The following is a 24,773-nucleotide window of genomic DNA, read 5'->3' as shown; positions in this document are numbered from 1 at the left end:
AAGAATACAATGAATCTTAATCAAGTAACAGTTCCCTCATTGGATTTGTCAAAATCAATCTCCTTTTATGAAAAATTGGGTTTAATATCAATTGTAAAAGCCCTACCACATTATGCACGGTTTCAGTGTCCAGTTGGGCAAGCCACTTTTTCTGTACATTTGGTGGAAGAATTACCCAAAGGTGATGGTATTTCTGTCTATTTTGAGTGCGACAATTTAGATGAATATGTAGCCGAACTCACTAAAAAAGGTATAGCTTTTAACGAGCCGCCCAGCGACAGACCCTGGCTTTGGCGAGAAGCAAGATTAAAGGATGTTGATGGAAATCAAATCATCTTATACCATGCTGGAGAAAATAGACTAAATCCCCCTTGGCGGATTGAAAGTAAAACCCAAGGTTAAAACATGTAAAAAACTGTACCCACAAAACAAATGAACGCCATACAAGTACAAACAAACCCAGAAGTTGAAGGGGTTTTTAGTCATTATCCCGATTTGGTCAGGGAGAAAATGGCAGCCCTTAGGCAATTGGTTTTGGAAGTAGCAACAGAAACAAGTGAAATCGAAGCTTTAGAGGAAACCTTAAAATGGGGCGAGCCAAGTTACCTTACCAAAAAAGGGAGTACTCTGCGCATGGACTGGAAATCCAAAGCGCCAAACCAATATGCGCTCTATTTTAAATGTACTAGTAAATTGGTGCCCTCTTTTAAAACCGTATTTAAAGACCTTTTTACTTTTGAAAAAAACCGTGCCATTGTTTTTCAACTGCATGATGAGCTGCCAAAAGTAGAGCTAAAACAATGCATCAAAGCTGCATTGACCTACCATAGTATAAAGCATTTACCACTCCTCGGATTATAGTTGATCATCACAAAACACAAATGAGAAAGACACTTTTTATACTAGTTTTCTTGATCTTCAATTTTATCTGGTCCCAAACGGTAGTCGGTAAACTAGATCTATCCAATGCCGCTTTAGAGCTCATAAAACAAGATGTAACTTATGACCCTAGCTACTTTTCCATTGATTACCCTAACGGAGATGTACCAAGTGGAAAAGGTGTCTGTACTGATGTTGTAATTAGAGCTTATAGAAAAATTGGAATCGACCTACAACAACTGGTCCATGAGGACATGAAGGCAAATTTTGGTGTTTATCCCAAGATTTGGGGGCTAACTGGTACAGATAAAAACATAGATCATCGTCGTGTTCCAAATCTAATGACTTATTTTAAACGTCAAGGTTCGGAAAAATCAATTTCTATTGATGCAAAGGATTATCTGCCTGGAGATGTGGTGTGTTGGAATCTACGGGGAGCTATTACCCATATTGGCATTGTTGTGGATAAAAAATCGAGCGATAATAAAAGGAACTTGGTCGTTAATAATATTGGACATGGCCAAGTCTTGGAAGATATCCTTTTTGATTTTAAGATTATCGGTCATTATCGCTTTGCAAGTGTTCAACCTACTAATTAGACCATCAAGATGTCACTCTATCAAAATTTAGCAGAATTAGGAACCAAGTTCATAAAGAAACATAAACTCTTTAAATATGGTTTTAACCTGTCCCCAATGTATCGCAGAAGTACAGGAAGAATAATCCATGTTTCTGAAGATTTATTGAATATCACTATAAAACTCCCTATAACTTATAAGAATAGAAACTATGTCAATTCCATTTTTGGTGGCAGCATGTTTTCTGCGGTTGATCCAATTCCCATGGTACAATTAATCAATTTGTTAGGTACAGACTTTGTGGTTTGGGATAAATCCGCCGAAGTATTCTTTAAACGTCCTGCAAAGGAAAATCTCTATGCCTGCTTCACTTACACTCTTGAAGAATTGGACGAAATCAAAACTTGCATTGCCAGTAACAATGAAATGGAAATCCTTAAAACTACTTCGCTCACCAATAAGGATCAAACCATAGTGTACTGTCAGGTAAAGAAAACCATATACATAGCGGACAAAACCTATTTTAAAAAGAAAAGGAGAAAAAAACAAGATTAAATAATCGCTTGATTATAGTATATTGTATGTTATAAAACGTAGCGCTTTTTAGGCCTACGGAATTAATTCAAAACACCTTTCAATGAACGATCTGCAAATTGCCAAAGGCATCAAACTTCAACCCATTTCAACAATTGCAAAAAAATTTGGAGTAGATCCTGACGGTATTGAAATGTATGGAAAGTACAAAGCTAAGTTACCCTTACAGGCAATCGACAGAAAGAGTGCGGACAAAAGTCACCTTATTCTAGTTTCCGCCATTTCTCCAACTCCTGCAGGAGAAGGAAAAACCACCATGTCCATTGGACTGACTGAAGGTCTAAATAGATTAAACAAAAAGACCACTGTGGTTTTACGGGAACCTTCTTTAGGTCCTGTCTTTGGTATAAAAGGCGGTGCCACAGGAGGCGGATATTCACAGGTACTCCCCATGGAAGATATTAATCTCCACTTTACAGGAGATTTTGCTGCCATTGAAAAGGCCCATAACCTCTTGTCCGCTGTAATTGACAATAACATTCAGAGTAAGACAAGGTCATTGCGCCTAGACCCAAGAACTATTGGCTGGAAGCGCGTTATGGATATGAATGATCGTTCTTTACGGCATATTATTGTGGGATTGGGAGGCACAACTTCAGGAGTTCCCAGAGAAACAGGTTTTGATATTACCGCCGCATCTGAAATTATGGCAATTCTTTGTTTAGCTGAAAACCTAAGGGATTTAAAAGAGCGTTTAGGTAACATTTTCATTGGCTATACATTTGATAAAACTCCCATTTATGCCAAAGACCTAAAGGCCGAAGGCGCAATGACCGCATTGCTCAAAGATGCTATTAAGCCCAATTTGGTGCAGACCATAGAAGGGAACCCAGCAATTATCCATGGCGGTCCATTTGCCAATATTGCCCAGGGAACCAACTCTGTGATCGCCACAAGAATGGGGATGTCCCATTCCGAATATACGGTTACCGAAGCTGGTTTTGGTTTTGATCTTGGGGCTGAAAAATTCTTTGATATTAAATGTCAAAGTGCCGGGTTAAAACCTAAAGTTGTGGTACTTACAGCCACCATACGTGCTCTTAAATATCATGGTGGAGCTGATATCAAATCGTTGACAGAACCTAATGTCGAAGCACTTAAAAAGGGGCTTCCCAATCTGGAAAAACATCTAGAGAATATTGCCAAATTTAATATTGTGCCGGTAATAGCCATTAACAAGTTTATCACCGACACGGACGCTGAAATAGAGGTAATTAAAGAATTGGCAGCATCCAAAGGTATTCGGGTGGCTTTGGCCGAAGTTTGGGCCAAAGGTGGCGAAGGTGCCGAAGAATTGGCACAACATGTTATTGATGTGGTTGAATCCAAGGCTTCAGACTTTAAACCTTTGTATGATTGGAACTCCAGTGTTATGGACAAAATTGCCACAATTGCCACCGAAATCTATGGCGCAGAACATGTGGATTATACTTCTAAAGCGAAGGCACATTTGAGGAAAATTTCCAATTTAGGTCTAAATCATTTACCTGTCTGTATTGCAAAGACCCAGAAATCGTTGTCAGATAACCCCAAATTATTAGGACGACCAAAAGATTTCATTATCACGGTAAGAGAAATTGAAATTGCCGTAGGGGCCGGTTTTTTGGTTCCAATTACAGGAGATATTATGCGAATGCCTGGCTTACCGGCACAACCCTCATCAGAAGGTATTGATGTTAACGATGATGGAGAAATTACTGGATTGTTTTAATCTCAGTAATCAAAATACCCGAATCAAATCCGCTGTAACCAATAACGCATATCAACCTCTTTTGTGATGATTTCTTTTACCTTAGAGAGCGCAACACGCTGTTGCTCCATAGTATCTCTATGGCGAATAGTGACGGTATCATCCTCTAAAGTTTGATGATCTACAGTAATACAGAATGGAGTTCCCGCAGCATCTTGACGACGGTAACGACGCCCCACCGCATCTTTTTCATCATAGACCACATTAAAATCCCACTTGAGTTCATCCACAAGTTTGTGAGCAACTTCTGGTAGTCCGTCTCGTTTTAAAAGAGGAAGAATCGCAGCTTTGGTCGGCGCCAATACTGCTGGGAGTTTTAGCACTGTTCTTGTTGTTCCGTTTTCCAGTTCTTCTTCTTGCAATGAATTGGAAAATACCGCCAAAAACATTCGATCCAACCCTATTGAAGTTTCCAATACATAGGGGACATAACTTTTGTTTTCTTCGGGGTCAAAATATTGAAGTTTTTTTCCTGAAAATTTTTCATGCTGACTTAGATCAAAGTCTGTTCGGGAATGAATCCCTTCCAACTCTTTGAATCCAAAAGGAAATTTAAATTCAATATCAGCAGCAGCATCTGCATAATGCGCTAACTTTTCATGGTCATGAAAACGATAATTATCTTCTCCCATACCCAATGACAGGTGCCAGTTCATTCGCTTTTCCTTCCATTTTTCATACCATTCCTGTTGCGTGCCCGGTTTAATGAAGTATTGCATTTCCATCTGTTCAAACTCCCGCATGCGGAAAATGAACTGCCGTGCAACAATCTCATTACGGAACGCCTTACCTGTTTGGGCTATTCCAAATGGAATCTTCATTCGGCCTGTTTTCTGCACATTCAGAAAGTTTACGAAAATGCCTTGAGCTGTTTCGGGCCTCAAGTACAAGTCCATTGCACTATCTGCTGAAGCGCCCAACTTAGTACCGAACATTAAATTAAATTGCTTTACATCTGTCCAGTTTTTAGAACCTGAAAGCGGACATGCAATTTCCAGTTCCTCAATTAAAGCCTTTACATCAGCCAAATCCTCATTTTCCAAAGATTTGCCCAAACGTTTTAGAATTCCATCTCCTTTATTTTTGTAATCAACAACGCGTTGGTTGGTTTCTAAAAACTGCTTTTTGTCAAAACTGTCTCCAAAGCGCTTGGCCGCTTTGGCAACTTCCTTATCTATTTTAGCTTCTATCTTGGCTACATAATCTTCAACCAAAACATCCGCGCGATATCTTTTTTTAGAATCTTTGTTATCTATTAGTGGATCATTGAAAGCGTCTACGTGCCCAGATGCCTTCCATGTGGTAGGGTGCATAAAAATGGCGGCATCGATCCCAACAATGTTGTCATTGAGCTGAACCATGGCTTGCCACCAATATTCTCTAATATTCTTCTTTAGCTCAGCTCCATTTTGCGCATAGTCATATACTGCACTGAGTCCATCATAAATCTCACTGGATTGGAACACATATCCATATTCCTTTGCATGAGAGATAACTTTCTTAAAAATGTCTTCCTGATTTGCCATTGGGCAAAAATAGAATTTTACCCTAAAAGAAGTGATTTATTTCAACTGAAATTCTGTAGAAGCAAGAAGTCTTTCATCCTCAAAAACATTAAGGGTATAAATTCCTTCTTGAAGAGATGCTTCTGGAACAGTAATCGCATCACAAACGCTAATCTCTTTCCCTGTATAAATGACTTCTACTTTTTTGCTGTAGGTATTCCCACTAACTGAAATCGTACTTGCATTGTCTTCTACAACGGCCATATTGGGGTCCAAAAATTGAAGGTATAGTACTTTTACATCTCCATCCTCATTTGCATCGCTCAAAATAGTAACACAACCTCTCAGTTTTTCAATAGTTGATGCTTTGTTTGTTTTTAATGGTCTTCCTGCTCTTAATCTAAAGCCGCTACCCTCTGCATCTCGCAATTTTAGGTAACTTTTAATTCTTAACTCTCTGCTAAGTTCTTTATTGGTTTCTCTCAATAAAGACTCTGCTTGTTCCATATTGCTTGCCCTTCCCCTTGCATCTTCCAACTGCTTTCGAGTTTCTTCAAACCTGCTGGCTAAAAGGCTATTGTTGTACCTAAGGAAATTATTTTTTAGTTTCAGACTATCAAACTTAATTTCTAGCATACGAAGCTCTTTACGAGTCTCTTTTAATTTAGTAATGCTGAAATTCAAACGTCCAACGGAATCTAATAATTGTTGTACCTTGAATCTTGAAGTTTGCAACTCAATATCATTGACCTCATTGAGTCCGGACAATCGATCTACCTCTGCCTTCATGAGTGTTAAATCCTTCACTAAAAGAGATTTTTCCTGCTCTAAAAAAGACATTTGATTTTTGGACTGCGCATAACTGTAGTAGAAGGCTATTAAAATACCCACAATTACAGCAACGAGTGCTGCAAAAATAATCTTGTAGTTGAAATTGTTATCCTGGGCATCCATGGGTTAATAAACTACTATAACACGTATAAGATTTGAATATAAAAAGGTTGGCTAAGATACTAAACGATATTAACAACATCCTATTGCCATTGGTCTGTTTTGGTTGTAATGCACAATTATCCAGAGGAGAAAGCATTTTGTGTGCCGTTTGTCGACATGAATTACCTCTTACCGATTACAATTTTACACATGAGAACAAGGTAGACCTTATATTTTATGGGAGAATTCCTATAAAAAAAGCGGCTTCTTTCGTGTTTTTTGCCAAAAATGGCATCGTAAAAAACCTGTTGCATCATTTAAAATATAACAATCAGGAACAAATAGGGGCATTTTTTGGAGATTGGTATGGAGCAATATTGCAAAATGAGAAAGCACTTCAAAACATTGATATCGTAGTTCCGGTTCCTTCACATCCTAAAAAAATAAAAAAACGAGGATACAATCAAGTTGCTTTATTTGCCAAAACTATTGCAGCATCCATCAATGCAGAATATAGAGGTGATGTACTCACCAAAATCATTAATACAAAAACACAAACAAAAAAAGACAGGCAATTACGTTGGGATAATACAAAAGAGGTTTTCCTACTCACCCCTTCTTGTAAATTAAAGTGTAAACATATTTTATTGGTTGATGATGTTATCACAACAGGGGCCACTATTGAGGCTTGTGCAAAAAAACTTCATCAAATTGGAAATATTGATATTTCCGTTCTCAGCATTGCTGTAGTTCCATGAGGTTAAATTTTATTAATGCTTGTTTTCAATTTTTAAATTAGTTGTTTCTTTGTTCCAGACTAGTTTTTAACATGCAATACCTAAAAAAACTACTAAGCTTTATCTTTCTTGCCCTAATAGGTTTGGCACTTTGGCAGTGTGCTAAAAGGGGAAATCCAACGGGAGGACCAGAAGATAAGACCCCACCAGAGCTCTTGCGTACCGAGCCAGATAATTTTACCACCAACTTTAAGGCCAAAAAAATACGTCTGTATTTTGATGAATTCATAAAATTGGAAGACGTTCAGAATCAGCTTATTGTATCACCCCCATTGAAGAACATTCCTGAGATTAGACCTTTGGGTGGCGCAAGCAAGTACATAGAGGTTATTCTTAAAGACACCCTAAAAGAAAACACTACATATACCCTTAATTTTGGTCAAAGCATTGTTGATAACAACGAAGGAAACCCCAATAGTTTTTTAACCTATGTTTTTTCAACAGGCGCTTACATTGATTCCTTATCCGTTTCTGGAGCGGTAAAAGATGCGTTTAACCGTAAGGCAGATCAATTTATTAGTGTAATGTTGTATGAGCTGGATACTGCCTATACAGATTCTACCATTTACAAAAGCCCACCTAACTATATTACAAATACACTGGATAGCCTTCCATTTTTTGAGCTTAAAAACCTAAAGGCAGGTCAATATGTCATGGTTGGAATAAAAGACCTAAATAAAAATAACATCTTTGATCAAAGGCAAGATAAAATTGGTTTTTTACAAGATACAATCACTATACCAACAGATTCCATTTATCTGTTGAATCTATTTCTTGAGAAACCGGGCTACAACATATCCGTTCCTAGTTATGTAGCCAAAAACCATATCTTGTTTGGGTTCCAAGGAGACTATAGGGATATTAAGATTGAGACTTTGACCAATTTGCCAGATTCTGTTAAAACAGTATTACTTAAGGACAGGGAAAAGGATACGCTCCATTATTGGCTTACTCCAACAGATTTGGATTCAATTATTTTCCAAGTTAGCAATGAAAAGCTGGAAAGAATTGACACTTTTACCGTTAAAACCCGTAAACTACCCCTAGATTCTATAACACTTAATTCTAGTGTTAGAGGCAAATTTAATTTTGAAGATGCTTTTAGTGTTCTCGGTAACACTCCAGTAATTAGTTTGGATACCACACTTGTTGGATTAGTGGTCAACGACTCTTTATTGGCGCCTTATACATATACCCTGGACTCCATAAATAACAAGTTTGATTTTGATTTTGATATTGAGCCCAATCAGCGATATCGTCTTGCTTTTTTACCTGGAGCTGTAACAGACTTTTTTGGTATGGTAAGTGACACTTTGGATTATAATTTCTCAACTGGCAGTTATGCTGACTACGGTAACCTTCGGTTAAGCGTTAGCGGTGATGTAAGCTATCCCTTGATTGTGCAATTGACCAACGAACAAGGAGAAACGCAGCGCGAACTTCTAGCAACCGTCCCCAAAACTTTTGAATTTAATAATTTAGATCCCGGAAAGTATATGATTCGTGTTGTTTTTGACGATAATGGAAATGGTATTTGGGATACCGGAGACTATCTAGAAAAAATACAACCTGAAAAGGTGAGTTATTATCCAGATGTTATCGATGTAAGGGCTAACTGGGAGTTGGAACAAACCTTTATTGTGACAGATTAAATTGATCACGGTCTTGTAAGAACTTTAATTTGTTTCTAGTTGAATCAATATGATCTTTATCCAAGACCGCATACAGAATTTCTTCTTTGTCCGAGTATACCATTTGATTTCCTAAAACATCATAAACCGCGGAATGCCCAGAGTACTCATAACCTAATCCGTCTAATCCAATTCTGTTTACACCTATGCAATAACACATATTTTCAATGGCTCTAGCCTTTAACAAGGTGTCCCAAGCAGTAACGCGAGGTTTTGGCCAATTGGCAACATAAACGAGTATGTCATAGTCCTCTACATTTCTGGCCCATACTGGAAACCGAAGGTCGTAACAAATCAAAGGGCAGATTTTATAGCCATTGTAATCAACAATTAATTTGTTGTTACCTGCTCTGTAAACCTTATCCTCACCTGCCAAAGTAAACGTATGTTTTTTGTCATAGCTTTTGTATTCGCCATTTGGGTAAACAAAAAATAGCCTGTTAAAGTATCTGTTATTTTCTTTGAAAGCTATGCTTCCAATTATAGCTACATCATTCATTTTTGCCTGTTGTAGCATCCATTTTACCGTGTTCTCTCCTTCTGATACTTTAATGTTTTCCGGACTCATGGTAAACCCCGTAGAGAACATTTCTGGCAGAACAATTAGATCTACATTTTTTTGGATGGAGCTAATTTTTTTTGAAAAAACCTCTCTATTCGCCTGTGGGTTTTCCCAAAGCAAGTGGGATTGTACAAGTGCTATGTTGAGTTGTTGTACCATTTGTTTTAATCAAAATATACATCAGGTTTGGAAGATTTGGTCAATTGGAACAAATGCTTCACTTGGCTCTCTAAAATTCTTTCCTCTGAAAGCTCAGGAAGGTCTTCAATGGGAAAAAAATCAGCTCCTAGCATATCAAAACCAGCTTTTAACTCTCCACCTTTCATTCGGCATAGAAATATAAGCTTATAAATATAATAGGGTTCTGGAGGATGCGGGTGCACCTGCTTGTCGTAAACAGCCAACAACCTTACCACGTCTGTCTTTACTCCTGTCTCTTCCTCAATTTCCTTCACTGCAATTTCGGAAGGCGTGCTGCCAATATCTGCCCAACCTCCAGGAATGGTCCATTTACTATCAACGCTTTCTTTGGCCATTAAAATTTCATCCCTATCGTTCAAAACAAAACCCCTAACATCAACTTTAGGGGTGGGATAATCTTCTTCTGGCATAAAAAAGTCCTTTATAACATCCATAGGGGAATCTGCCATATAGGCCATAAGCTTTAGGCTAATTTCTTTTAGTTCCTCATACCGTTCACGAGCGTACAGGTCTGTGGCATATACTAAACCTGTTTCGGAGATGGCCTTTATTCGTTTAACAAGGTTGAGCTGTTCTTTTGAATCCATTAAATATATTTATAAGCCTTTAGCTTCTAGCAGCTCTATTAGTGGCTTTATGCCTTGCATTTTGGCATGATCTAAAGCGGTATTTCCCCTAGCATCTTTTGTTGAAGTATCCACGCCATTTTCTATGAGCAATTGGGCAATCTCAATTCTATTAAATGTAGCGGCGTAGATCAAACACGTTGCACCCATGGCATTGGTTTGATTAACATTGGCTCCTGCCCCTATCAATAATTTTGCTATACTAGTAAACCCTTTAAAGCATACGCCCATCAATGCTGTATTACCAGAGCTGTCTTTTGAATCAATCTTTGCGCCTTTTTCCAGCAATAGTTCAGCAATTTTTTCATGCTCATAATATGTGCACAGAATCAATGGAGTAGAACCTCTTTCATCTGTAGATTCCAGCAATTCCATATTAGATTCCAACAGTTTTTCAACCGCGGCAACATTGCCATTTCTTATTTGATTGAAAAAGTCTTCTTTATTATTCATTTGTAACGGAAAGGTATAAAAAAAACTGCCATAACCGTAAGTGGTTATGGCAGTCTTATGTATTAATTTTCTTTTTCTATTCTTCTTGCAATACTATTTGAAGCTAAGCCAAATCAAAGCGATCTAAGTTCATCACCTTAGTCCACGCAGCAACAAAATCCTTTAGGAATCTTTCCTTAGAATCATCCGACGCATAAACTTCGGCAATAGCTCTAAGTTCGGTGTTAGAACCAAATATAAGGTCCGCACGGGTACCGGCCCATTTCACCTCTCCTGTAGCACGATTACGACCAGCAAATACATTTTCCGCATCTGATGTTGATTCCCACTTTGTACTTAAATCAAGTACGTTGACAAAAAAGTCATTTGTTAATGATCCAGCGCGTTTTGTGAAAACACCATGTTGAGATTGATTATGATTTACATCCAGCACTCTCAGCCCTCCAACAAGAACAGTCATTTCTGGTGCTGTTAGCGTTAGTAATTGTGCCCTATCTACCAATAATTCTTCTGCAGATGTGGCATGGTTGGGTGTAATATAGTTTCTAAATCCGTCAGCTAATGGCCTCAATGCTTCAAAAGAATCAACATCTGTTTGTTCTTGTGAAGAGTCTCCCCTACCAGGAGTAAAAGGTACAGTTATGTCTTCACCCGCATTTTTAGCCGCTTGTTCAATACCTGCAGATCCACCTAGAACAATCAAGTCTGCAATGGAGACCTCTTTACCTGAAGTATCATTAAACTCTTTTTGAATTCTTTCAAGAGTATCTAAAACTTTAGCCAATTGCTTTGGATTGTTTACTTCCCAATCCTTCTGTGGTGAAAGACGAATTCGTCCACCATTGGCTCCACCTCTCTTATCTGATCCACGAAATGTTGAAGCTGATGCCCAAGCAGTGGACACCAATTCAGACACAGAAAGTCCAGAAGCCAATATATTAGCCTTCAATGAGGTGATATCGGCATCATTAACCAATTCATGGGTAACTGCAGGAACAGGGTCTTGCCAAATTAATTCTTCCGAGGGTACTTCTGACCCCAAGTAACGTTCTATAGGGCCCATATCACGGTGTGTCAATTTAAACCATGCGCGTGCAAATGCATCTTCAAATTCTTTTGGGTTCTTATGAAAACGCTTAGAGATTTCCAGATAAGCAGGGTCCATCTTCATTGCCATATCTGCAGTAGTCATCATAAGTGGCTGTTCCTTGGAAGCATCACCTGCTCTAGGTGCCATTCTTGCCTTTGATTCTGCTGTTGGGGTCCATTGGTGGGCGCCCGCAGGGCTTTTTGTCAATTCCCAGTCATAGTTCAATAACACCTCAAAATAGTCGTGGTCCCATTTAATTGGATTTGGTGTCCATGCACCTTCCAATCCACTTGTAATGGTATCATCCAAAACACCCGTACCATAGGAATTCTTCCAACCCATACTCATTTCTTCAATAGGAGCACCTGCAGGTTCCGCTCCTACATATTTATTTGGGTCTGCAGCGCCATGGGCTTTTCCAAAGGTATGACCCCCAGCTGTCAAGGCTACTGTTTCTTCATCATTCATTGCCATTCGGCCAAAGGTTTCTCTAATATCATACCCAGAACCTATTGGGTCAGGTTGTCCTCCGGGACCTTCAGGATTTACATAAATAAGACCCATGTGGGAAGCTCCTAGAGGATTTTCCAGTTCTCTATCTCCAGAATAGCGTTTATCATCTCCCAGCCATTCTGTTTCAGAACCCCAATATATATCTTGTTCTGGTTCCCATATATCTTCACGACCACCGCCAAAACCAAAGGTCTTAAAGCCCATAGATTCTAACGCACAGTTACCAGCAAGAATCATTAGATCTGCCCAAGAAAGTTTTTTTCCGTACTTCTGTTTAATAGGCCATAGTAGCAAACGTGCCTTGTCCAAGTTTCCATTATCTGGCCAGCTGTTTAATGGTGCAAAACGTTGTGAACCTGAGCCCGCACCTCCACGACCATCCTGAATACGATATGTACCTGCACTATGCCAAGCCATACGGATAAAGAAGGGTCCATAATGTCCATAATCTGCGGGCCACCAATCTTGTGAAGTGGTCATTAAATCGTATAAATCTTGTTTTACCGCTTTTAAGTCAACCTTCTTAAACTCTTCAGCATAGTTAAAGTCCTCTTCCATAGGGTTGGACAATGAAGAATTTTGACGAAGAATGTTCAACTTCAACTGGTTTGGCCACCAATCACGGTTTGTTGTGCCTCCTCCTGCACTTTGGTTTAAAGCTCCTCCCATAAATGGGCACCCACTTGCTCCATTTGATGATTTTGTTTCATTTTTACTCATGATAGTATCGTTGTTTAAATATGATTTTTTTAGCCCTTATAAAATTAAGAAAACAGCTGCTCGCATTATAAGCAATTCATATTAAAATACTATTAAAATATAGGTATTATCTATGTCTTAAAATTGCTCTATACATACTGTTTTAGCACAAACTACGCTTCCATTTGGCGCATATGCCCCTTACGATGGTATAAATATGCTGTATATTTGGTCTTTTGTACCTGTTTGTCTTTTGGTAAAATACTTTTCAAACATGTCCAATTCGCTTAACTTTAACCGTCTATAAATTACAACACTATAAACCCATAATTAAATTTAAATCCTATCACACATGAAAAAACTGATTTTACCAATGGTTGCCCTATTGCTTTTTAGCTTTAGCACAGACACTTTAAAGCTTACTGATGATGATCGCAAATTGGCTACTAAACATTTGATGGAAACACGTGATCATATGGCCAAAGTTCTTAAAGGGCTTACGGAAGAACAACTAAATTTTACACCAGAAGAAGAAGCTTGGTCAATATCAGGGTGCGTAGAGCATCTTGCCATTTCTGAAAACGCTTTTGGTGGGTTAATCCAAAAAACAGTTGCCGCTGGACCAAATCCTGCGTTGAAGGATTCTTTGAAATTTAAAGATGATCAGCTTATGGGAGTAATTGTAGATCGCAGTAATAAAGTGAAAACAGCTGAGTCCTTTGAACCAAGTGGCAAATTTGGTTCGCATGAAGCTACTGTTAAGGTGTTTATGGATAAAAGAGAAGAGCATATCAATTACATAAAAACTACAGAAGATGACCTTAGAAATCGTTATTGCAATGACCTTCCTTTTGGAACCGTAGATGGATTACAGGTTGTAATCTTTATGGCCGGCCATACAGAGCGTCATGTCAAGCAAATGGAAGAGATAATGGCACATAAACTTTTTCCTAAAGGAAAATAGCATAGTTCTTAAGATAAACCCAAAAATAGGCCGCTTCTGCATTAGAAGCGGCCTATTTTTTTAATTTTACATTCTATATACTTTAAAAGTTTAAAATGAAAGTACTTAAGTCTCTTGCAGTAATTGCTGTACTATTGATTACGGTAGGTGCAAATGCCCAGAACAAGAAGGATAGAAAAATAATGACCGATGCCAAAAAAGCCAAAAAAACACTTTTGAAAGCGGATGCAGGGCTTGAACGCTTTTTTGAGAACTCTGCAGGCTATGTACTTTTCCCAAATGTGGGCAAAGGTGGCTTTATTATAGGTGGGGCCTCTGGCAATGGCGTTGTGTATGAAGGTGGCCAAAGTGTAGGAATGGCTGGGCTAAAAAAACTGAATATTGGATTGCAAGCAGGTGGACAGGCCATTATTGAGATTATCTTTTTTGAGACTCAAGTAGATCTTGAACGTTTTAAGGAAGGCAAGTTTGCCTTTGCTGCAGAAACTTCTGCTGTAGCTTTAAAATCTGGGATTGCCTTTAACGCAAAATATAAGGATGGAGTTGCTGTCTTTGCTTTGCCAAAGGCAGGTTTAATGGCTGATGCTTCTGTTGGTGGACAGAAATTTAGCTATAAGCCTTTTTAAATTTCATATAGCTCAATTCCTTACCCCAGGCGAAAAATCTTCTGGTGCATTTTGTGGTTGGTTCGTTGTTCCGGCATCGCCGGTATCATTAAAAACACTCCATTCTTCAAAAGTATAGTTGGGATTTCCTTCTGTAACATTTGCATTACGTAAGGCTCTACCATCTTCAAACTCATGATTGGTGTTAGAGCCATCTTCACCAATAATTCCAAAAACATCAATCACAGTTCCAAATGGATCTACCAATTCTAGGTTGTCATCTCCGTTGGAATCTGCAGGACTGTTGGTAGACACTCCTAAATTTGGAGCAAAACCATACACCGTCTCAAATTCAGTTGAATTGGGTGATATTACCAATGTACTTTCGGCATCAACAATAAAGCCAGATAGATCTATTGTGGAGCTAATTTCTGTTTTATCATTAGTATAGCGACGTAACGTCCATCCATTCAAATCCAAAGGCTCAGTACTTGAATTGTACAACTCCACAAAACGTGCACCTGTATTGTTATCTGGATCTGCCAATTCCGAAATAAAAATCTCTGTTGACGTGAATTCTGTTATTACCTCTGGGCAACGGTCATTGGTGAATTCTATATCTTCCAAATCTCGAATAATCAATTTCAACTCGTCCCCATTTTTTAGTAAGACTCCAGTAATAGTTCCATTTCCATCTGGCAAGGTTTGCTCTTGAAAATCTGAAAAGCCACTGTTCACCAAAGCAATAGTGAATTCACTACAATCTTGAATTGTTCGTGTTGTTTCCTCCGTAGCAACTGCAAAAACACTCCCCAACTCTTCTTCAATCACCTCCATTTCTTCAAATTTCACCAAAGTATTTGTTCTTAATTTTTCCAAATCATCAAATTGTCCTAAAACCGGCTTCAACTGATCGCTGCTATCACAAGACAAAAAGATATGCTCTGAAATTTTTAAAACAGGTAACCTTCCTACAGAGGTATTTCCAAATGCCGTGAATGTTCCGCCCAACTTGTACGTTTCACCACTTCTGCCCAAGTACAGTCCTTTTAGTTTTATTAAAACCTTGCTTCCCGGTTCAAAAAACAAATAAGAATCCCTTAAATCTATCTCTACTTGAAAACCATGTGTTGGATTTGTGGGATGGTCCTGCAAATGAAGTACTCCAAAAAAATTTCCCGCTCTGTCCGATGAAATCACATATCCTTCAATTACCCAATCCTCCTTAATTTGAATCGTCTCTTCTTCAAACAAAGCTTGCACCTCCACGAAAGTGGCATTGACTTCCAGATCATTGATGCATGCTCTTGGTATATCATTAAAATTCCCATCCTTTACACAGGAGAGAAACAAGAAACTCAAGAAAACCACTCTATACATTATTTTTATAACCATTGTCCCTTATTAAAAACTTATTGCCAAATTCAAAAAATAGGTTCTTCCGTAACCATACCAATATTTAGGGGCAAAAGAGGGTGTCCCACTTAGATTATCTTGCTTTAGCTGTCCATAATTTCCATTTCTACTTTGTTCATATCCTCCAGTCCTAAAGATTTGATCAAAAGCATTATTTATACTCACAAATGCGCTTATGTATTTTTTATTGACAATCCATGATTTTCCTCCTACAAGGTTGAGCAGGTAAATGTCTTCCAGTTTTCGCTGTTTTAAAATGTGGGCAATGTTTTCATCAGTAGCCTCTGAAAAGCGCTCCCCTGTATCAGGGTCCAGTAAGAAGCTTTCTGTGCGGGTAATGGTGGAAATATTTATATAATTATTGGTAAGATAATTTGTTGTTGCCCCAATCCACCAATATTTTGGGCTTCTGTATTCTACTCCCAACGCAAAAGCTGTTTGAGGCCCCTGAGCCATTTTTAAATCTTTTAGCTTGGCAACGCCTAAATCTATATTGCCGGCAGGGTCGATTAAATCCTCTTCGTCACCTGCTGTGTCAAAGTTTATCTGCACAGAAGGATCACTAGCGTATCTATATTCCCCAAGGTTTCCAACCAATGATATTTTTACAGCTGCTGAAGCTTGATATTCCAGTCCGAATTCTATCCCCTTATGCAATTTATCCAGCGCCGTGATGATTTCTTGGACAAAATCGGATCCCACTCCTGAGTTGACAAAAAAGAAATTGACATCAGTACTATTCATAAATCGAGTATAGAAAGCACTTACTCTTCCTGTTAAATCAGGCAAGCGAACAAAATAGCTTAAATCTATCGTTGTAATTTTTTCGGTTTGAATTTCTGGAACTATATCATTGTTTTCCCTAGGGTTGATAAATGTATTTTGAAGCGTTGGAGGCTTGTTTAGAAGAGCTCCGCCCACGCTTAACCAATGTCTTCCTGAAAAGAAATAGGTCGCCCCGGACTTAAGTCCTAAACTGGACAACGATACACGTTCGCTATTACCAAAGGAATTTTCTAAAAAACGTTCATTCAGAAATAATCCATTCCGTTGAGCGCCAAAACTTGAAAAAGAGCCAGAAAGAAAACCACTCCAGCTTTTAAGGTTTACTTCCAATTGGCCAAAACCAACCATCTTGGAAGCCTCTATTCCATAATGATAATTGAACTTTTCTCCTTTAGTTTTGGTAGGACTTCCATTGACATCATTCAGCGTATCCGAGAAAGAATCAACGTCTTCATGAAAACTGGCTCCCAGTAAATCTTGAATCTCAGCAAAACTTTTCGAAGACAGCATTTTTAAATAACCTCCAAAGCCCAGTTGAATATTTTCATTTATGTTGTAATTCATGGAGCTTGAAAATGTAATTTCTTTGTTATCAACCACATCATCATAAAGCAGATAAGCTGCTTTCTCTTGGTTAAACGAGTTAGTGTTGGCGTTATATAATTCGCCCCATTGAATTTGCGGGTTGTTTAAAAAGCCTTCTTTTGCCAAAGAGGCGTTATTAAAATTTGCCCCTGTTCCACTATTAATATAATAGCTTGGGAGATACCTATAATAGGTTGGGTCAGGGTTGGGGGCATTATAATACCCTAACCGACTGCGAGTGTTGGTTCCAAGCTGGTAACAGATTCCCGATGTCCAGATCATTTTTTTAGACTGCAAAAAATGATTCAATATAAACAAGGGTTCAAAAATCTCGCGTTCCCTTGAATTTCTTATCTCTCCGTCTTGATTGCCCCAATAAGGATTGTATTGATTTCCAACCAAATCAAAGACCTCTTCAGTTATGGCTGCAGAACGCCCCCTTCTATTTCTGGCCAAAATTGAAGTCAACACCAAGCTATTTTTTTTATTCAACTTATACTCCAATGAGCCAAAGAAAGAATAGGCGTCGTATAAAGTCCCATCCACATAACCGGTATTGGACCACCTTCTTGAAGATGAGAATGTATAGGCCAATCCGTTTTTTTGTAATCCCGAACTATACGTTGCCATTAGGCGGCTTCTATATGAACGATTTGACATTGAGCCTGAAAGCCTAATGCCCGGTCTTAATCCGGAAGGTCTGGCATCAATATTCGTATTCCCTAGAATTCCACCAAAAGTATACGTATTAATGGATAAGCTATTGGTGAACTCTTGATTGCGAATCACATCATTTAAGCCTCCCCAATTATTCCATTGGGGTCTTCCATCATAAAATTTATTTGTAGGAATACCATTGAGTAAAACTGAACCATTACTTGAGTCATATCCTCTTACTTTAAAGAACGCCTGTCCAAAATCAAACGCCGCTCTATTAAGGAATATGTCCCTACTGGATTGTAAGATTCCAGATGATCCAGTTACAGTCTCCTTATCGTCAGCAAGTTCGCCATCTGTTAATACAATGAGATTATCAGTATTTTCCCGGACGATGTCTTTCTCCAAAAATACATCTCCTAAATCTATGTTCTCGCCATTCAAAGAGATAGCAAAACTTTTAGGAATAAAATCTAGGGCAGTAACTTTTAGAATGTATTCTCCAACTTGCGGAATATCAATTGCAAAATGGCCCTTGGGATCAGTAAAAGATTCTGTAGAAAAACCATCTACAGAAACAATGGCTTTTTGAATTGGGCTTTTTGTTCCCTTTTCTTTTACACTTCCAGAAACAATAGTGCTTTGACCATACAGTTGTGCTGCACAGCAGAGCACTAGCAAGAACACAACTGTTCTCATAGGCTAGCTATAGTAGGTTAATTAATAAGGGGCGGGGTTATTGTCTTTCTTTTTTGTGCGAAAAACAAACAATCTTAATTATTTTCGAATTAAAATCAAAACCTACATGCAACTTTTATTTTCCCTGATCGCCCTTACTTGTGTTTCGTTCACCATTCATTCCCAAAAAACCTATACGGTAAGAACTGTCTCATTTTACAATGTTGAAAACCTTTTTGACACCACAAACGATTCTTTAATTTTTGACGATGATCACACTCCAAATGGCAGTTATCATTGGACTCAAGATAAATACAAAAAGAAAATTGAAAATATCTCACTTGTTCTTTCAAAAATAGGCGAGGAGACCTCTAGGACCTCTCCTGACATAATTGGATTGTGTGAGGTCGAAAACAAAAGTGTTCTTCAAGATCTTATTCATCATCCCAACTTAATAGACCATGATTATGGGATTGTCCATTTTGATTCTCCTGACAAGCGGGGTATTGATGTGGCCTTCCTCTTTAAAAAAACAGTCTATTTACCAACTTCTTTTAAAAGCCATAGATTGCTTTTGTTCGATGATATGTCCCAAAGAATTTATACTAGGGACCAACTTGTAGTAGGAGGGATAATGGATAATGAGGCCTTTTATTTTATTGTAAACCATTGGCCTTCCAGAAGAGGTGGGGCTACCAAAAGCAAACCCAACAGAATTAGAGCTGCTCTTTTGAACAAACGTATTATTGACTCCATACAAAGATTAAATTGGAACGCTAAAATCATTAGTATGGGAGACCTTAATGACGACCCAAGAGATGATAGTTTAAAAAGAATACTGAACACTAGAGGCAAAGAAAATCAAGAGGACAGTTTAAGACTCTTTAACCCAATGGAAAAGCTATTTAAAAAAGGATACGGATCATTGGCCTATAGAGATAAGTGGAATCTTTTTGACCAATTTTTTATGACCCCCAACTTGGTGAACAAGAGTACACAAGAATATTCTTTCTGGAAAGCCGGTATCTATTCTCCCTCATACATGAAAACAAGCAAAGGAAGATTTAAAGGATATCCCCTTAGAACATATTCAGGAACCAATTATATTGGTGGGTACAGCGACCATTTTCCCGTGTATCTATTTTTACTGAAAGAAAGAAATTTTTAATTAAACCACTGTCCCCAAGGAATACGACTTAAAATCAGCAATAGTCCCAAGCCGTAAAAGATGGCGATACTTTTAAACTTAGCAATATCATCTGTCTTTTTCTTATGCCTAGACCAGCCTATGGTAATCAAAGCGATTGCGATAATATTGATCAGAGGATGCTCCAAGGCCAATAGGCGTGCAGCTGCATTTAAACCACCCATGCCCAACGTTTGAATGGCTTTTAACCCATTGTCCGAAACAAAGTACACAATGAGACCAAGTATAAGTTGGATATGACTCAATATCAAGGTAAAAAGACTCACTCTTAAATCTTTTTCCATAGTAAACTCTTTCTTTCCCAACCACCCCGCAAGGGCATTAAAAACTGCAAGAATTAACATTGCCAAAACCACATAGGCAAGATATGAGTGAACGTTTTGTAGAATTTCCATAAGAATAGTTTGAAGCTTAAATGTAAGGATTTTGAACATAAAAAACCCCGCCGTTTGGCAGGGTTTTTTTATGTTATACTGAAAACATGAATTTAGAAATTGTATATCATGCTTACATTCCAAGTTCTTCCAAATCCAAAGAATACTTTGTTACTAGTATCTAATCCCCTAAAAGTATTAGTATTACCATCTGCAAAATTATTCGTCAAAGATTCCGCAATGTACTCTGTATCAAAAAGGTTATTTACATTCGCAGCAATGCTTATGAAATCTTTTTTCTGACCAAAGCTAAACTTGTAGTAAGCTCCAAAATCCAATAGGCTGTAGCTTGGCAATCTCAACGAACCTTGATTATCAGGAGAGTCAAAATCTTCAGCATTGATCTGTGCGAACAATCGTGAAGCAGAATATAAAGTTGTACTTAGTTTTAGGTTGTTAATCGGTCTAACTATCATTTCCAAATTGGTAGTAAACTGAGCAGCATCTCCAACCTTTACATCATCCAAATACAAAGTAACCTCTGGGTCAATTACATTTCTATCGTCATCCAAGGCAACACCAGTAGCGTTACCACCATATTCCCAGTTTCCTATGGATAACATTCCTCTAAACTGAACTATATCAGACGCTCTGTAATCTGCTTCCAATTCAAATCCAGAATGGATTTGCTCAACACCATTAATGTTTGCTCTACCCTCATCTCCAAGAGGTGTTTCAATATTCAGTGATTCAAACCTATCCTTCCAAGAAGTTCTGTATATGTTTATTTTGGCTCTAAAGTCGCCAAGATTAATACCATAACCAGCTTCAAGACCTAGTATTTTTTCATTGGTCAAATCTGGATTTAGTACATTATCAAAATTAAGGTAAACCGCATCAAACAATGGTTGTTTAGAATAGTACCCTGCGTTAAAGAAAACATTATGGGCTTCATTTAAGTTGAAATTAGCACCACCTTTAATATTTCCTCCCAACAGATTTTCAAAGTCTGTTTCCTGTAATGGGTCAGAATCCAAGTAATTAAAGTAGTCGATTCTTTTAAAGCCTTGTTGCGAAACTCCTCCTTGTAAGAATGCCGAAACCACACCATCTGTATATTCCAATTGTCCAAAAGCACCTAACCATCTTACTATACCATCATTATAGTAATCAATTTTTTCCTCTGCATCAATATCTTTAAAGATGTTGACTATAGAACCAAAATCCGATTCAATTACACCATCTTGTCTTACGGTATGATCAGGATTGTTGATATCATCATCATCAAAATAACCATCAGCTCCCAAAAGGTTGTCCACTCTTCTGTAGTGGATTCCTTTATATGACCTAGCATCTATCCCTGCATCCCAGCTCCATTGGTCATTAATATTAGTATGAAGGTTGGCAATAAGACCAAACCAGTTATGGGAGTTCATAGAAGCTCTTCTTATGATTCCATCTCCAAAGCTGGTAACAATTTGCTCACCATTTGTTGGTGCTAATTGTCTAGGGTTTCCTCCATTATCACCGTTATAAAATGTAACAGCTTCTCCACTGTTAAACCTTGAAATCAAATCATAATCAACTTGTCCTGTTTCTGGTATTCTATACCTGCTTGAGCTGGCAAAACCAAAATTTGGACCAACTCCTATATCTCCTGTTCCACCACCTCTACCAAAAGAAGCGTATGCAGATGTGGACAATGTAGTTTTATCATTGAACTTATGATCCCAGTTAAGAGATGCTATTGGTTTGTGGTAGAAATTTCTTCTCCATCCAAACTCTTCTCCGTTTAAGGTACCTCCGTTAAAGTTATACCTTGCTCCATATTGTAGGTGATCTTCTATAGTTGCTACATTAAAGAAACTAGAGGTTCTTTGGTTATGCACTTGAGGAGCTCCTGTCAATACAAATTGAAAGCTATTTTTATCATTGGGCTCATATCCCAATCCTATGAAGTAGTTATAGCCTTCGAATTTAGTTCCTTGAATGTATCCGTCTCCGTCTGTTCTTCCCAATAATATAGAAGCTGCAAACCCATTCTCGCTTTTGCCAGTGTTATATGATGCAGTCATTTTCATGTAACCATCGTTACCACCTCCAAAACGAACTGAACCACCTTCTACTTGTTCAGTTGATTTAGTAATAATATTTATGGTTCCACCTACCGAGCTAATCGCCAATTTTGAAGAACCAAGTCCCCTTTGTACTTGCATAGCAGTAGTAACATCACCAAGTCCTGCCCAGTTACTCCAGAATACTCTACCATTTTCCATATCATTAACGGGAATACCGTTAATCATAATAGCTGTATTCTGAGAGTCGAACCCTCTTACATTAATTCTACCATCTCCAAATCCGCCACCAGTCTTAGTGGCATAAATAGATGGTGTAGATTTTAATACTTCTGGTAATTCTTGAGACCCTAATTTCTCTTGAATCTCAGCAGCTCTAATGGTCGAGACCGCTACCGGTGTTTCCCTATCCTTGGCAATATCCAAGATTCCGGTTACGATAACACCCTCAAGTTCTTCAGCATCTGGTTCCAAAGAAATTGTACCTACACTCCCAGCAGAGGTAAACGATACATTTTTGGAAATAAATCCTATATAGGAAATAACCAAAGTACCTGAGTTTTCGGAAACTTCTAGAGTGAAATTTCCATCAAAGTCTGTTGATGCTCCATTTTCAGTGCCTTGAAGCATTACGCTAGCTCCTGGAAGTGGACCGCCTAATTCTCCATCTACAACTTTACCAGTAATCGTTCCTTGAGAAAACATAATTGTGGACACGAAAAGGGCCGCAATCAATAAATAGATTTTTTTCATTTTAACAGTGTTTATTATTTGAATAGCACTGCAAAAGTCTTTTTTTTTAACGTTTGTTATGTTAATTTAATGTTAAAAAATATATGGTGAATTATTCTTAATTGAACATAAACAATTGGTTAACAGTAAGTTGACCTAAGATGTAGTTTTATGAAAACTTAAATCATTTCTTAAAAAAATGCAAAAGGCTCAAAGTTGAGCTATCATGTTTGCCAATTTCTGAACTTTCAATATCATGGAGTATATTTTTGGCAAGTTGCTTACCCAGTTCAACACCCCATTGATCATAGCTGAAAATATTCCAAATTATTCCTTGAACAAAAATCTTATGTTCATATAATGCGACCAAAGACCCTAGACTTTTTGGGTCTAGCTTTTGGATTAAAATAGTATTGGTAGGCTTATTCCCTTCAAATATTTTGAATGGTAAAAGTCTTTGTAATTCTTCTTGGGATATGTCTTGTGCTTCTAGTTCACTTTTTACTTCAGCCGCTCTCTTACCGTTCATTAAGGCTTCTGTTTGTGCAAAGAAATTGGCCATAAGCTTATTGTGGTGATCAACCTCTCCGTGAAGGGACTCTTTAAATCCTATAAAATCTGTTGGGATAAGTTTAGTGCCTTGATGTATTAATTGAAAAAAAGCGTGTTGCGAATTTGTGCCAGGTTCTCCCCATATAATGGTTCCTGTTTCATAGTTAGTTCTATTCCCGACTCTATCCATGCTCTTACCGTTACTCTCCATAATGCCTTGCTGCAAATAGGCTGAAAAACGATTTAGATATTGGGTATAAGGAATTATAGCTTCAGTTTCTGCATTAAAAAAGTTATTGTACCAGACACTTAGCAAAGCCAGAATAACAGGAATGTTTTCTGAAAATGGGGTTTCTTTAAAATGAGAGTCCATTTCGTTTGCTCCGGATAACAGTGAATCAAAATTCTTAAATCCTACGGATAGTGAAATAGAAAGCCCCACTGCACTCCACAATGAAAAACGTCCTCCAACCCAATCCCACATAGGGAATACATTGTCGTCAGCAATTCCAAACTCCTTAATTTTTTGGGTATTTGTAGAAACCGCTGCAAAGTGTGTTGCTATATCCTTTTCTGAGCCATGGTTTAAAAACCATTTTTTAATGGTGAGGGCATTGCTCAGTGTTTCTTGCGTGGTAAAGGTTTTGGAAACAACAACAAACAAAGTTGTTTCTGGGTCCAATTCTTTTAATATTTCATGAACATGATCACCATCTATATTGCTTACAAAGTGTGTTTTTAAATGGTTTTTATAGAATTTAAGAGATTCTGTGATCATTACCGGCCCTAGGTCTGAACCGCCGATTCCAATGTTCACAATATCTGTAAAGGCCTTATTGGTATATCCCCTTTTATCCCCTGAAATTACGGAATTGGAAAAAGCTTTTATCTTTTCTTTTACTTCATAAACTTCGGCGACAATATTCTTCCCGTCAACATAAATCTTGTCTTGCTTTTTTGCTCTTAAAGCGGTATGCAATACTGCTCGTCCTTCTGTTTGGTTAATCAATTCACCTTCAAAATAGGATGTAATGGCATCTTTTAATCCTACTTCATCCGCTAGCTCCAACAGTAATTGTAGTGTTTCTTCAGTAATCCTATTTTTTGAATAATCAACCAGAAAATCATTCCAGAGCAAAGTGAATTTTTTTCCACGTGCTTCATCGGCAGCGAACATTTCCCTTAAATGTTCGGTCTTTATTTTTTCAAAATGGTCTGTAAGTTTTTTCCAAGCTTTTGTGGTGGTGGGGTTGGTTTTGGGTAATGCCATC

Annotated in this window: 21 protein-coding genes; 10 read left to right on the top strand and 11 right to left on the bottom strand. The window is 38.0% G+C overall.

Translation table 11 applies throughout. The features are described 5' to 3' along the window. The first annotated feature begins 9 nt into the window (after positions 1–9). From DKG77_RS04650 to DKG77_RS04630, 5 genes are all read left to right on the top strand, one after another. Positions 10–402 carry a VOC family protein gene (locus tag DKG77_RS04650; protein WP_109660651.1) on the top strand — a complete coding sequence of 131 codons (393 nt, stop codon included), beginning with the start codon at positions 10–12 and terminating at the stop codon, positions 400–402. A gap of 30 nt (positions 403–432) precedes the next feature. Beyond that, positions 433–861 carry a DUF1801 domain-containing protein gene (locus DKG77_RS04645; RefSeq protein WP_109660649.1) on the top strand — a complete coding sequence of 143 codons (429 nt, stop codon included), beginning with the start codon at positions 433–435 and terminating at the stop codon, positions 859–861. Positions 862–881: 20 nt separating this feature from the next. Continuing rightward, positions 882–1,478 (top strand): DUF1287 domain-containing protein, encoded by a 597-nt coding sequence (locus DKG77_RS04640; protein WP_109660647.1) that lies wholly within the window; start codon positions 882–884, stop codon positions 1,476–1,478. A 9-nt stretch (positions 1,479–1,487) separates the two neighbouring features. Continuing rightward, a complete protein-coding gene (locus DKG77_RS04635; protein WP_109660645.1) occupies positions 1,488–2,012 on the top strand; it encodes a DUF4442 domain-containing protein in 525 nt (174 codons plus the stop codon). 82 nt (positions 2,013–2,094) lie between these two features. After that, on the top strand, positions 2,095–3,762 hold the full coding sequence (locus DKG77_RS04630) for a formate--tetrahydrofolate ligase (RefSeq protein WP_109660643.1): 1,668 nt from the start codon (positions 2,095–2,097) through the stop codon (positions 3,760–3,762). 23 nt (positions 3,763–3,785) lie between these two features. On the opposite strand, the gene DKG77_RS04625 is transcribed toward DKG77_RS04630, so the two are convergent. Continuing rightward, entirely contained in the window at positions 3,786–5,327 is a 1,542-nt protein-coding gene (locus DKG77_RS04625) for a glycine--tRNA ligase (protein ID WP_109660641.1), read from the bottom strand. Between the two features lie 36 nt (positions 5,328–5,363). Next, positions 5,364–6,260 carry a hypothetical protein gene (locus tag DKG77_RS04620; protein ID WP_109660640.1) on the bottom strand — a complete coding sequence of 299 codons (897 nt, stop codon included), beginning with the start codon at positions 6,258–6,260 and terminating at the stop codon, positions 5,364–5,366. 47 nt (positions 6,261–6,307) lie between these two features. Here DKG77_RS04620 and DKG77_RS04615 point away from each other — a divergent pair, with 47 nt between their 5' ends. Next, positions 6,308–6,997, top strand: a complete 690-nt coding sequence (locus DKG77_RS04615; RefSeq protein WP_243414835.1) for a ComF family protein — start codon at positions 6,308–6,310, stop codon at positions 6,995–6,997. Positions 6,998–7,068: 71 nt separating this feature from the next. Continuing rightward, on the top strand, positions 7,069–8,688 hold the full coding sequence (locus DKG77_RS04610) for an Ig-like domain-containing domain (RefSeq protein ID WP_109660635.1): 1,620 nt from the start codon (positions 7,069–7,071) through the stop codon (positions 8,686–8,688). On the opposite strand, the gene DKG77_RS04605 is transcribed toward DKG77_RS04610, so the two are convergent. The 4 genes from DKG77_RS04605 to katG all read right to left on the bottom strand — a co-directional run bounded on the left by DKG77_RS04605 (position 8,672) and on the right by katG (position 12,892). Further along, positions 8,672–9,448 carry an amidohydrolase gene (locus tag DKG77_RS04605; RefSeq protein WP_109660633.1) on the bottom strand — a complete coding sequence of 259 codons (777 nt, stop codon included), beginning with the start codon at positions 9,446–9,448 and terminating at the stop codon, positions 8,672–8,674. The genes DKG77_RS04610 and DKG77_RS04605 overlap by 17 nt on opposite strands. A 5-nt stretch (positions 9,449–9,453) precedes the next feature. Then, complete coding sequence (locus DKG77_RS04600) at positions 9,454–10,077, bottom strand: NUDIX hydrolase (RefSeq protein ID WP_109660631.1); 624 nt, start codon at positions 10,075–10,077, stop codon at positions 9,454–9,456. 9 nt (positions 10,078–10,086) lie between these two features. Then, the gene (locus DKG77_RS04595; RefSeq protein WP_109660629.1) at positions 10,087–10,569 is read right to left on the bottom strand and encodes an ankyrin repeat domain-containing protein; all 483 of its coding nucleotides are present in this window, start codon (positions 10,567–10,569) and stop codon (positions 10,087–10,089) included. Positions 10,570–10,672: 103 nt separating this feature from the next. After that, entirely contained in the window at positions 10,673–12,892 is a 2,220-nt protein-coding gene (gene katG / locus DKG77_RS04590) for a catalase/peroxidase HPI (protein WP_109660627.1), read from the bottom strand. A 331-nt stretch (positions 12,893–13,223) separates the two neighbouring features. On the opposite strand from katG, the gene DKG77_RS04585 reads away from it, so the two are divergent. Beyond that, positions 13,224–13,835 (top strand): DinB family protein, encoded by a 612-nt coding sequence (locus tag DKG77_RS04585; protein WP_109660625.1) that lies wholly within the window; start codon positions 13,224–13,226, stop codon positions 13,833–13,835. Positions 13,836–13,930: 95 nt separating this feature from the next. Then, positions 13,931–14,461, top strand: a complete 531-nt coding sequence (locus DKG77_RS04580) for a lipid-binding SYLF domain-containing protein (RefSeq protein ID WP_109660623.1) — start codon at positions 13,931–13,933, stop codon at positions 14,459–14,461. Positions 14,462–14,473: 12 nt separating this feature from the next. On the opposite strand, the gene DKG77_RS04575 is transcribed toward DKG77_RS04580, so the two are convergent. Both DKG77_RS04575 and DKG77_RS04570 read right to left on the bottom strand, forming a co-directional pair. Further along, positions 14,474–15,835: a DUF5689 domain-containing protein gene (locus DKG77_RS04575; RefSeq protein ID WP_109660621.1), complete on the bottom strand. Its 1,362-nt coding sequence runs from the start codon at positions 15,833–15,835 to the stop codon at positions 14,474–14,476. Between the two features lie 9 nt (positions 15,836–15,844). Next, positions 15,845–18,583, bottom strand: coding sequence for a carboxypeptidase-like regulatory domain-containing protein (locus DKG77_RS04570; protein ID WP_109660618.1), 2,739 nt, complete (start codon positions 18,581–18,583; stop codon positions 15,845–15,847). Positions 18,584–18,689: 106 nt separating this feature from the next. Between DKG77_RS04570 and DKG77_RS04565 the strand changes: the two genes are divergently transcribed. Then, the gene (locus tag DKG77_RS04565) at positions 18,690–19,730 is read left to right on the top strand and encodes an endonuclease/exonuclease/phosphatase family protein (RefSeq protein WP_109660616.1); all 1,041 of its coding nucleotides are present in this window, start codon (positions 18,690–18,692) and stop codon (positions 19,728–19,730) included. On the opposite strand, the gene DKG77_RS04560 is transcribed toward DKG77_RS04565, so the two are convergent. The 3 genes from DKG77_RS04560 to pgi all read right to left on the bottom strand — a co-directional run bounded on the left by DKG77_RS04560 (position 19,727) and on the right by pgi (position 24,772). After that, on the bottom strand, positions 19,727–20,164 hold the full coding sequence (locus DKG77_RS04560) for a hypothetical protein (RefSeq protein WP_109661438.1): 438 nt from the start codon (positions 20,162–20,164) through the stop codon (positions 19,727–19,729). The two genes, DKG77_RS04565 and DKG77_RS04560, sit on opposite strands and share 4 nt — an antisense overlap. Before the next feature lie 92 nt (positions 20,165–20,256). Continuing rightward, positions 20,257–22,971: a TonB-dependent receptor gene (locus DKG77_RS04555; RefSeq protein WP_109660614.1), complete on the bottom strand. Its 2,715-nt coding sequence runs from the start codon at positions 22,969–22,971 to the stop codon at positions 20,257–20,259. A 163-nt stretch (positions 22,972–23,134) separates the two neighbouring features. Further along, a complete protein-coding gene (pgi, locus tag DKG77_RS04550; protein WP_109660612.1) occupies positions 23,135–24,772 on the bottom strand; it encodes a glucose-6-phosphate isomerase in 1,638 nt (545 codons plus the stop codon). Position 24,773: the final 1 nt, after the last annotated feature.

The organism is Flagellimonas aquimarina (assembly GCF_003149745.1).
Taxonomy (GTDB): domain Bacteria; phylum Bacteroidota; class Bacteroidia; order Flavobacteriales; family Flavobacteriaceae; genus Flagellimonas; species Flagellimonas aquimarina.
This window is presented reverse-complemented; position numbering and strand designations above follow the sequence as displayed.

Coding starts and splice junctions, on each gene's coding strand:
- DKG77_RS04650 (WP_109660651.1), top strand. CDS start 10: ATGAATCTTAATCAAGTAACAGTTCCCTCATTGGATTTGTCAAAATCA.
- DKG77_RS04595 (WP_109660629.1), bottom strand. CDS start 10,569: ATGAATAATAAAGAAGACTTTTTCAATCAAATAAGAAATGGCAATGTT.
- DKG77_RS04645 (WP_109660649.1), top strand. CDS start 433: ATGAACGCCATACAAGTACAAACAAACCCAGAAGTTGAAGGGGTTTTT.
- DKG77_RS04600 (WP_109660631.1), bottom strand. CDS start 10,077: ATGGATTCAAAAGAACAGCTCAACCTTGTTAAACGAATAAAGGCCATC.
- DKG77_RS04640 (WP_109660647.1), top strand. CDS start 882: ATGAGAAAGACACTTTTTATACTAGTTTTCTTGATCTTCAATTTTATC.
- DKG77_RS04565 (WP_109660616.1), top strand. CDS start 18,690: ATGCAACTTTTATTTTCCCTGATCGCCCTTACTTGTGTTTCGTTCACC.
- DKG77_RS04560 (WP_109661438.1), bottom strand. CDS start 20,164: ATGGAAATTCTACAAAACGTTCACTCATATCTTGCCTATGTGGTTTTG.
- DKG77_RS04555 (WP_109660614.1), bottom strand. CDS start 22,971: ATGAAAAAAATCTATTTATTGATTGCGGCCCTTTTCGTGTCCACAATT.
- DKG77_RS04625 (WP_109660641.1), bottom strand. CDS start 5,327: ATGGCAAATCAGGAAGACATTTTTAAGAAAGTTATCTCTCATGCAAAG.
- DKG77_RS04610 (WP_109660635.1), top strand. CDS start 7,069: ATGCAATACCTAAAAAAACTACTAAGCTTTATCTTTCTTGCCCTAATA.
- DKG77_RS04580 (WP_109660623.1), top strand. CDS start 13,931: ATGAAAGTACTTAAGTCTCTTGCAGTAATTGCTGTACTATTGATTACG.
- DKG77_RS04620 (WP_109660640.1), bottom strand. CDS start 6,260: ATGGATGCCCAGGATAACAATTTCAACTACAAGATTATTTTTGCAGCA.
- DKG77_RS04570 (WP_109660618.1), bottom strand. CDS start 18,583: ATGAGAACAGTTGTGTTCTTGCTAGTGCTCTGCTGTGCAGCACAACTG.
- DKG77_RS04575 (WP_109660621.1), bottom strand. CDS start 15,835: ATGGTTATAAAAATAATGTATAGAGTGGTTTTCTTGAGTTTCTTGTTT.
- DKG77_RS04635 (WP_109660645.1), top strand. CDS start 1,488: ATGTCACTCTATCAAAATTTAGCAGAATTAGGAACCAAGTTCATAAAG.
- DKG77_RS04585 (WP_109660625.1), top strand. CDS start 13,224: ATGAAAAAACTGATTTTACCAATGGTTGCCCTATTGCTTTTTAGCTTT.
- pgi (WP_109660612.1), bottom strand. CDS start 24,772: ATGGCATTACCCAAAACCAACCCCACCACCACAAAAGCTTGGAAAAAA.
- DKG77_RS04605 (WP_109660633.1), bottom strand. CDS start 9,448: ATGGTACAACAACTCAACATAGCACTTGTACAATCCCACTTGCTTTGG.
- katG (WP_109660627.1), bottom strand. CDS start 12,892: ATGAGTAAAAATGAAACAAAATCATCAAATGGAGCAAGTGGGTGCCCA.
- DKG77_RS04630 (WP_109660643.1), top strand. CDS start 2,095: ATGAACGATCTGCAAATTGCCAAAGGCATCAAACTTCAACCCATTTCA.